The organism is Cronbergia sp. UHCC 0137 (assembly GCF_034932285.1).
Lineage (GTDB): Bacteria > Cyanobacteriota > Cyanobacteriia > Cyanobacteriales > Nostocaceae > Cronbergia.
In genome coordinates this window covers 123816-133210 of the sequence record NZ_JAYGHC010000007.1, presented here as the reverse complement: position 1 = coordinate 133210, position 9395 = coordinate 123816, and the positions used below count along the sequence as shown (strand labels likewise).

Sequence of the window (9395 nt, the reverse complement as noted above, 5' to 3'; positions counted from 1 at the left end):
TCCTTGACTGGAGTGCTTAGAATGTAAAAGTAGTCCGAATTGTGCCAATCACCACATCTGGATTATTACTGGTTTGATTAGGAGCTACTAGCCAAATAACCCCCGGTGTAATTGAGATATGATTGTTTAATTTATACTTATAAAAAGCCTCTAGATGTATGGGGGTGGCACGATTAGGAATACTGCTGATTAAATCACTTGTACCACCAAAAAATGGTCTATATAGAGGAATAACACCAGAACGAGTAGCATGGGGAGGAACACCTGCCACGATACCTCCTAGATTACCTTGTTTACCCAAATCTGGAAACGCTAGAGCGATCGCATAACTATAAACATCTGCGTTCTCATTATCTGTCCCCGTTGATCTACCTTGTTGATTAGTATACATAAACCAACTATTAATAGCAAATTTGGGAGAAACTCGCCACAATCCCGCCACACCATAGGAATTTATCGTTCGTCGGGAATTATCGGAAATTAAACTGGGAGAATTTGCCGAAATTGTCCCCACATCGTTAAGAAAAGTGGGTGTTCCTGCGGTATAAGCGTTGACGTAAGTGAACCCGAAAGCTAAATTTTTTGTCGGTTGGATACTTAATTGCGCCAAAGCTGAATAACGACCATTAAATAAACCTCCGGCTGTTGTACCATTGCCGCTATCGGGAGTTAAATTTTCTGGACTACTGGCATTTGGGGCTAAATAACCTAAACTCAAATTAACAGCCGGACTCAATTCATAATTTAACCCTAAACCCGCACCTTGTGAAACAATACGATAAATCGGGCTATATTGAGCAAAGGTAGAAAGTGAACCGGAACCGCCATCTTCGTCACCAATTGTACTAAACACATTTGGTAAATAGTCTACGTGTTCACCCCGGTTTGCAAACACAGCCGCCCGTAATTTATTACCTACGGGAAACTTATAACTAACAGTTCCTAATTCTACACTACCTGCATTATCGGGAAACTCTTGGTTAAATGTTTGTCCACCTTCCGGTGTTGTTTGTCTACTTCCTAATTGAGCTAATACGGGATCTGCACCATACCGAAAACCGCCAGCCCTTTGGGGGTGAGGAGTGCTACCAGCTTGCAGTCTAATTTTTAGCTCGTCTTTTCCTGTAAAGCTACTGATTAAGTTAAGACGGACTCTGTTAGCTAAAATAGTGCTATTTCGAGGTACTCCAACTCCAAAGGGATCGCTATCCCCACTTAAAACATCAGTTACGGCCAAAATTGCTTCACCAGAAAGCTTTGTAGTTGTGGAAAACTGCTGATTTTCTACAATTGCTGTCCGGTTTTCTACTACATCTATTCTTCCCCGTAAAGTTGCCAGTTCTGCTGTAAATTCGGCTTGTAGCCGTTGGAGGGTAGCTAAATCTTCCTTTTGCAGCATCTCAGCCGTAGCTGTAGCAATTAGCTCATTGACTCTATCTAAACAAGCATTTAAGCCGGCTGCAAACTCATAGCGATTCATAGAGCGATCGCCCCTAAATATACCATTGGGATAGCCAGCAATACAACCGTACCGCTCCACCAAAGATTGCAAAGCACCAAAAGCCCAATCTGTCGGCTGTACATCAGCTAACTGAGATACAGAGGTTACTTGTGCTGAAGAACTATTAGCCGATATGAAGGGAGAAATGATCACTATTGGTGCTGCTAACAGCATCTTCCATAAACCTTTTAACATCACAACCTCACTGAAATATATACACCCTTGACTAGAAACTTTGCGCGTTTCTATCTGCTTTATGCTTTGATAATAATTATCATACTCAGAAAGTTATGTAAAGTGGAAGTTACGGAAAAATGAAGCAACTCAACTGGCAAAATTCAGCCTGGTATCGTGGAATGTCATTAACAGAAAGAATGGCGCTGATGTCGGAAACTCCAGAATATGACCTAGATTTGGGACTGCGACGACTCCAGCGTTGGCGAGAACAATCTCCGTTTACAGATGATGCTCTTTTTACCCAAAGATTAACAACAGATGGAATTACTGAGTCTGAACTGTGCATTCTGCTAGGCCAAACAGTTACGGGAATACCCTTGAATTGGGCAAAAGAAATTGAGCAAGCCTTTGATCAATTAGGGGATGAAGATATGACAAGCCTGTTATCTAATGACAGCTTATCTCAGTATCCTCAGCTTGGTTTTTTAAAAGCGATCGCGCCGTTGATAGATCAAGGTATGATCAGACTCAGGGCAGATATTAGAGCTATTTATCACTTAGAAGCACCTTTTGATCTTGGGAATATTGACAAGATATTATTGGCTGGACTACCAGAACAACTATTATTAATGCTTAATTCCACCCTTGTATTAGAACTGAATGTGGCACGGTTGCAAGGATTGTTAAAAGGTGATAATGCCGAAGAGCGATTTTTCAATTTTATTCAACGTCTGCAAAGTTCAGAAATGCGGCGGAAACTGTGGCAAGAATACCCGGTTTTAGCACGTCAAGTCATGGCGGAAATTAATCGCTGGGTGAAAACTAGCAAGGAGTTTCTCCAGCGTCTATGTAATGATTGGCAGGTCTTATGTAGCCAATTTAATCCGTCAACAAACCCCGGCCAGCTAGTGAAAATTCACAGGGGAGTAGGTGATAGACACAATGGTGGCAGGTCTGTATTGATCCTCAAATTTACCAGTGGTTGGCAAATAGTTTATAAACCTAGATCATTAGCGGTAGAGGGACATTTTCAAGAACTACTGCTGTGGTTAAATCAAAAAGGCGCTTATCCTGCCTTTAAAACCTTACAGGTAATCAATCGTGGTGATTATGGTTGGGTGGAATTTGTTAGTCCCCAAGAATGTAAATCTCCAGATGAAGTTGAGAGATTTTATCAGCGTCAAGGTGGTTACTTGTCTTTATTATCCACTTTATCGGCTACAGACTTTCACTTTGAAAACCTGATTGCGGTTGGAGAACATCCGATTTTAATTGATTTAGAGTCTTTATTTCACCCCCGCAGTGATGAATTGACAGCAACAGCCGCAGACCGATTAGATAGAGAGATGATGGCTAATTCTGTCTTGCGAGTAGGTTTATTACCTCAATTGGTCTGGGGAAATACGGAATCAGCCGGAATAGATTTAAGTGGTTTAGGTGGTGCAGCCGGACAATTGACACCAGAGCGCGTTCCCAAACTAGCTCAGATAGGCACAGATACTATGCAAGTTGTGCGTCAACAAGTAGTGTTAGCAGGTAGCCATAATCGCCCCCAGCTAAATGACAAAGAAGTAAATGTACAAGAATATACAAAAGCTATCACAGAGGGATATTCTGGAGTTTACCTGATTTTGTTACAGCATCGCCGGGAATTAGTGGATATTTTAGCTCGGTTTGCTGAAGATGAGGTGCGTGTGGTGATGCGTCCCAGTCGAACCTATGCCTTGCTACTGCGAGAAAGCTATCATCCTGATGTTCTACGAGATGGACTAGAGCGCGATCGCTTATTTGATAAACTATGGGTAGATGTGCAGAATCGCCCTATCCTCAGCCAAATTATTCACTCCGAATCTCAAGCACTTTGGCAAGGTGATATTCCTTTATTCACAACCTATCCCCACACCCGTGACCTATGGAGTCAAAACACTGACCTACATTTACCTAATTTCTTTGCCCAATCAGGGATGGAATTAGTTCACCAGCGACTCCAGCATTTGAGCATAGAAGATTTACAACGTCAACAATGGTTTATTAAAGCGGCTTTAGCTACCCTAGAAATGGGTAATAACACAGATATACACAAAGTCCAACTCAAACCACCATCTAGCAAGATATTCATTACACCCCCAACATCAAATATACAAACCCAACTACTAGAAACAGCCCATATCATTGCCCAGCGTTTAGAATTACTTGCTCACAATAACGGTACATCGGTTAACTGGATGGGTTTAACTCTCACCACCCATCATCAATGGACACTAGCCCCAATGGGTACAGATTTATATGCAGGTGTACCAGGAGTAACTTTATTTTTAGCTTATTTGGGGGCAGTAACCAAAAATTCGACTTACACCCATCTAGCACAAACTGCCCTCACAACCCTCAAACAACAAATCATCAGAGATTCAGCCTCAATCAAATTTATTGGTGGCTTTAGTGGCTGGGGCGGCATAATTTACACCCTAACCCATCTGGGAAAACTATGGCATCGCCCTGATTTAATTGCCGATGCAGTTGCCTTAATTGCGAAAATTCCCCCGTTAATTGACCAAGATGAACAGTTGGATATCATCGCAGGTGCAGCAGGTTGTATTGCTAGTTTGCTGAGTTTATACCAAGTTTTTCCGGCGGATGTGATTCTGGATGTAGCTACTCAGTGTGGTCAACATCTCCTGAAAAAAGCCAAAATTATCAATCCTGGACTGGGCTGGATGTCCCTATCTGGTGGACAACAACCCCTAACAGGATTTGCACATGGGGCGGCGGGTTTTGCGTCCGTACTGTGGGAATTAGCCGCAGTAACAGGAAAAGAGGAATTTTCCCTGGCGGCAATTGGGGCGATTTACTACGAACGCAGTCGCTTTTCCCCCTCCGTTGGTAACTGGTTGGATTTACGGTTGAGTGAGACACAAAACGCTTGCATGACCGCTTGGTGTCACGGTGCGCCTGGTATTGGTTTAGGACGTTTGCGGGTTTTAAAATACTGGAATGAATCCACTATCCAAACAGAAATTGCTACCGCCATCCAAACTACAATCAATCAAGGATTTGGTGATAATCAATGTCTATGTCATGGAGATTTAGGTAACATCGACTTGTTGTTAGTTGCCAGTGAGATTCTCCACCAGCCAGATATCTCTGCGTATACCTCGACAATAGCTACTAAGATATTAGATGATATCCACCAGGATTCCTTTCGTTGTGGTGTCCCTCTGGGCATGGAAACTCCAGGATTGATGACAGGGTTAGCTGGTATTGGTTATGGATGTTTGCGTCTGGCATATCCTGACCTTGTTCCCTCTATTTTACTTCTAGAACCGCCACGCCCATGAAATATCCTGTAGTTTTACAACACAATGAAGAAGACTGTGGCCCTGCTTGTTTAGCTACAATCTCGAAATTCTACGGGCAGATTTTTACTATTAACCACACCCGTGAAGCGGCTGGAACTGGACATTTGGGAACAACTCTGCTCAACCTTAAACAGGGGGCGCAGGTGTTAGGCTTCCAAGCGCGGGGCGTAAAGGCAACTTTAGAATTAGTGAATCACCAACAAATACCTCTACCAGCTATTATTCACTGGAAGGGCAACCACTGGACAGTTTTATATGGCCGCAAAGGTAAAAAATATATTGTTGCTGACCCTCTGGTTGGTGTGCGTTATTTAAATAAGGAGGCGCTGTTAGCTGGCTGGGTTAATGGCGTGATGTTGCTGCTAGAACCACGTCCTGACTTTCTAGCCCAACCAGATGATCGACATCGGGTGGGAGGATTTAAACGTTTTCTACAGCGTTTGTTTAACTACCGCCACATTTTAGCTGAAGCTTTATTACTTAATTTTGTGGTGGGCTTAATTTCTCTACTGTCGCCGTTTCTGATTCAACTACTCACGGATGATGTGTTAGTACGGGGAGATACCCAATTACTCACAGGGATTACCTTGGGAATACTGGCGATGAGTGTGATGAGTAGTTCTTTGCAATGGATACAAGGAAACTTGGTGGCACATTTTGCCCATCGTCTGGAATTAGATCTAGTCCTGGAATTTGGTAGGACAATTTTACATTTGCCCTTGTCTTATTATGAGTCCCGTCGCAGTGGTGAGGTTGTAAGTAGATTACGGGATATTCAAACGATTAATCAATTGATTTCCCAGGTTGGTGTGACTTTACCCAGTCAATTATTAATAGCGATCGCTTCTTTAAGTCTCATGCTATTTTATAGCACTAAGTTGACTCTCTCCTCACTATTAATTGCTTTGTTGATGCCGTTGGTGACTGTAGTTTTTTTACCGACATTACAGCAAAAAATCCGTAGTGTCTTGGGGTTGGCCGCAGAAAATCAAGGCATCTTAGTAGAAACCTTCAAAGGTGCATTAGTTGTCAAAACTACCAACGCTGCCCCGGAATTGTGGCAAGAATTTCAAACCCGCTATGGTCGGCAAGCAAATTTGATGTTTCGCACGGTGCAAATCGTTATTACAAACAATATTTTTTCTAGTTGGATAGCTACTGCTGGAGGAATGCTATTGCTGTGGTTTGGCAGTACCTTAGTTATTACCGGAGAACTCAGTATTGGACAATTATTAGCTTTTAATAGTTTAAATGCCAATATCTTGACTTTAGTTAATACGGTTGTTACTTTTGTTACTGAATTTACCCGCGCCCAAGCTGCCACTGAGCGTTTAAATGAGGTCATTAACTCTACCCCAGAATTTCCAGAGGTGAATCAAAGACCTGTTGTGAATATTCCTGACAATGGGGATATAATTTGCAGCCATCTGAATTTTCATCATGCCGGTCGAGTCGATTTGTTGCGCGATTTCTCCCTGACCCTACCCGGAGGAAAAGTGATTGCGGTAATTGGTAAATCTGGCTGTGGTAAGAGTACCCTCGCTAAACTTCTGGCTGGGTTGTACAGTCCCCAATCTGGGAATATTCGCATTCACCACTACAACCTCCAAGACATCGCCCCTACTTGCTTACGTCAACAGATGGTTTTAGTTCCTCAAGATGCTCATTTCTGGAGTCGTTCTATTTTAGATAATTTATGTCTTGGTAATCCCCAAATTAGTTTTGAGCAAGTGGTTATAGCCTGTCAAGTAGCAGATGCAGATGGTTTTATTAGCAAGTTACCAGAAAAGTATCAAACCATTTTGGGTGAGTTTGGCGCTAATCTTTCTGGTGGTCAGCGACAACGATTAGCGATCGCTAGGGGTATTATTACTAATCCACCCATTTTAATTTTAGATGAATCTACTGCTGGTCTAGACCCCATCAGTGAATCTCTAGTGTTAGATCAGTTGTTGGCCTATCGTCAAGGTAAAACTACTATCCTCATTAGTCATCGTCCCAGAGTAATTCAACGGGCAGATTGGATTGTGCTGCTAGAAGCAGGACAACTTCAGCTACAAGGTACACTCTCAGACCTGCTCAAACTTCCGGGTAATCACTCAGAATTTTTAACCTAAGTTGCTGGCAGAGAATAAAGCTAGTTGATTAATTTCTTGACTATAAATACGAGAATGATTATTATTATATTGATGCAATTGTCATCAATAATACTGGTTAAACTGCGGTTTCCCTCGGAAGTTATATCGGCTTCTGCTAGGGAACACGCAGCATTTTTCACTGTCAATTTTTACCAAATAGAGGTATATTATGTCTAATGTAGATATCGTTCGGGCTTGGAAAGACGAAGAATATCGTCACAGTCTCAGCGTTGAACAGCAGCAAGAACTACCAGCAAACCCAGCAGGGTTGATTGAATTAAGCGACGAGGATATGTCATCTGTTTCTGGTGGATGTACAACTTGTGGTAATCCTCTCCACACACCAGTAATTGCGTGCAAACCCGTATTTGGCGAATTTGGAGAACTTAGTCTCTAATTGAAGAGTATGAAGAGGGAAAGGGAAAATTAGACCTCTTCCAATCATCAATTTTCTAGTAGAGGTGTATTTTGCTATACCTCTACTTTCCTGACTCCTGCCCCCTGCCTCCTGCTATCCTTATGAACAATACCAGCCCAGTTTTTCTTCCCATTGCCAAATCTGATGAATATTTACCTAGTATTACTATCTGGACAAGGTTAGGAGGATTTTTTTTGGTGGGTGTGTTTGGTGTTGTTTTCACTATTGGGGCGTTGACTCGATATGCTCAGAAAGTCAAAGCACCTGCTACTGTTCGTCCTGTTGGTGAGTTACGCATAGTTGAGGCTTCGATGGCTGGAAGTGTCAAAAATATCTCTGTTACAGAAAATCAATTTGTACAACAGGGAGAAACTATAGCGATAATTGATGACACCCCACTGCAAACTAAAAAAACTCAACTTCAAGGCAATATTCAGACACTTCAACTCCAACTATCCCAAATAGATGCTCAAATTCGGGCAATAGAAAGACAAATTGCCACGGAAACTGAACGTTGGAATCGTGTTGTGGCTTCAGCTACGGCTGAACTGAATCGTACTCAACGGGATTATCAGGACAAAAAAATTGCTGTTAGTAGTGAATGGCTAGAGGCAGAAGCTAATATCAAAATTGCTGGGAATGAATTACGGCAAGGAGAAGCAGAGTTAAAATCGGCACAAGCTAATGTGAGAAGTTCCCAGGCAGCATTAAAGACGGCAATTGTCAAGCGCGATCGCTATCAAGCCATTGCTGAATCTGGTTCAATTTCCCAAAATCAACTAGAAGAAGCGGAACTATTAGTTACTCAACAAGAACAGGTTGTAGAGTCGCAAAAAGCCACCTTAGAGGCTCAAAATCAAGTAATTCTACAAAAACATCAAGCTTTGACAGCAGCACAAGCTAGACGCACAAAAGCTGTTTCTGTCCTCAATCCCCATGATGCTTTCATCTCCATTGCTCAGGAGAAAATTGCTTCTGAACGGGCTGCGGCTGGCAGTAATCTAGCTAGGTTACAGCAAGAAAGAGAAGGTTTACTTCAAGGACGAATTGGCATTCAAGATCAAGTTAACAATATTCAGCAAGAACTCAAGCAAATCTCTGGGGAACTGAAAAAGACTATAATTCGTGCCTCAGAAACAGGTACTATTTTGAAGTTGGAATTGCGAAATCCCGGACAGGTGGTAAATTCTGGAAGTGCGATCGCTCAAATTTCCCCTAGTCATGCCCCTTTAATTATTAAAGCCCGTGTTTCTACTGCCGATATTGGTAAAGTTCTAGTTTGCGATACCATAAAAGTTGTCAATTGTCAAACAGGAAAAGTACATTTGCGATTTTATGCCTATCCTTATCCAGATTATGGGCATATTAAAGGTGCTGTCAGAAAAATAAGTGCTGACGCTATACCGCAAAACCATCTGATTTCTTCAGTAGCACCTTACTATGAAGTGACTATTGAACCGGAGAAACTTTATTTAGAAAAATCTAGTTACAAGTATCCAATTCAAGCCGGGATGGAAGTAACAGCCGATATTATCTCGAAAGAAGAGACTATACTCAGATTTTTGCTGAGAAAAGCTAGATTAATAACTGATTTATAGAGATTAGCACTTACGCATTGACAGAATCTATTAAATAGGGATGATGGATTTTATCTCTTGTAGGGTGTGGTTCGGCAAGCTCACCAACCACGTCAGACCCGATAATTGAGCATCTAACAGACTTCCTCTATCTGACGCACCGCACTAATATGGGATTCCAAAAGCCCAAAACTAGGCAATTTCGTTGAGATAAGCAAATGCAAAATC

At 42.1% G+C, this 9395-nt stretch carries 5 protein-coding genes; 4 read left to right on the top strand and 1 reads right to left on the bottom strand.

Going from position 1 to position 9395, the window contains the following annotated elements:
* Positions 1 to 16: 16 nt before the first annotated feature.
* A complete protein-coding gene (locus VB711_RS05305; RefSeq protein ID WP_323284699.1) occupies positions 17 to 1696 on the bottom strand; it encodes an iron uptake porin in 1680 nt (559 codons plus the stop codon).
* Positions 1697 to 1815: 119 nt separating this feature from the next.
* Here VB711_RS05305 and VB711_RS05300 point away from each other — a divergent pair, with 119 nt between their 5' ends.
* The 4 genes from VB711_RS05300 to VB711_RS05285 all read left to right on the top strand — a co-directional run bounded on the left by VB711_RS05300 (position 1816) and on the right by VB711_RS05285 (position 9188).
* The gene (locus VB711_RS05300) at positions 1816 to 5013 is read left to right on the top strand and encodes a type 2 lanthipeptide synthetase LanM family protein (protein WP_323284698.1); all 3198 of its coding nucleotides are present in this window, start codon (positions 1816 to 1818) and stop codon (positions 5011 to 5013) included.
* The gene (locus tag VB711_RS05295) at positions 5010 to 7151 is read left to right on the top strand and encodes a peptidase domain-containing ABC transporter (RefSeq protein WP_323284696.1); all 2142 of its coding nucleotides are present in this window, start codon (positions 5010 to 5012) and stop codon (positions 7149 to 7151) included. Before VB711_RS05300 ends, VB711_RS05295 begins: the two co-directional genes overlap by 4 nt.
* Positions 7152 to 7341: 190 nt before the next feature.
* Entirely contained in the window at positions 7342 to 7569 is a 228-nt protein-coding gene (locus tag VB711_RS05290; protein ID WP_323284695.1) for a mersacidin/lichenicidin family type 2 lantibiotic, read from the top strand.
* 122 nt (positions 7570 to 7691) lie between these two features.
* A complete protein-coding gene (locus tag VB711_RS05285) occupies positions 7692 to 9188 on the top strand; it encodes an HlyD family efflux transporter periplasmic adaptor subunit (RefSeq protein ID WP_323284690.1) in 1497 nt (498 codons plus the stop codon).
* The last annotated feature ends 207 nt before the right edge of the window (positions 9189 to 9395 follow it).

Excerpts from the sequence above, each read along its gene's own strand:
- VB711_RS05305 (WP_323284699.1), bottom strand. The coding sequence starts at position 1,696 with ATGTTAAAAGGTTTATGGAAGATGCTGTTAGCAGCACCAATAGTGATC.
- VB711_RS05300 (WP_323284698.1), top strand. The coding sequence starts at position 1,816 with ATGAAGCAACTCAACTGGCAAAATTCAGCCTGGTATCGTGGAATGTCA.
- VB711_RS05295 (WP_323284696.1), top strand. The coding sequence starts at position 5,010 with ATGAAATATCCTGTAGTTTTACAACACAATGAAGAAGACTGTGGCCCT.
- VB711_RS05290 (WP_323284695.1), top strand. The coding sequence starts at position 7,342 with ATGTCTAATGTAGATATCGTTCGGGCTTGGAAAGACGAAGAATATCGT.
- VB711_RS05285 (WP_323284690.1), top strand. The coding sequence starts at position 7,692 with ATGAACAATACCAGCCCAGTTTTTCTTCCCATTGCCAAATCTGATGAA.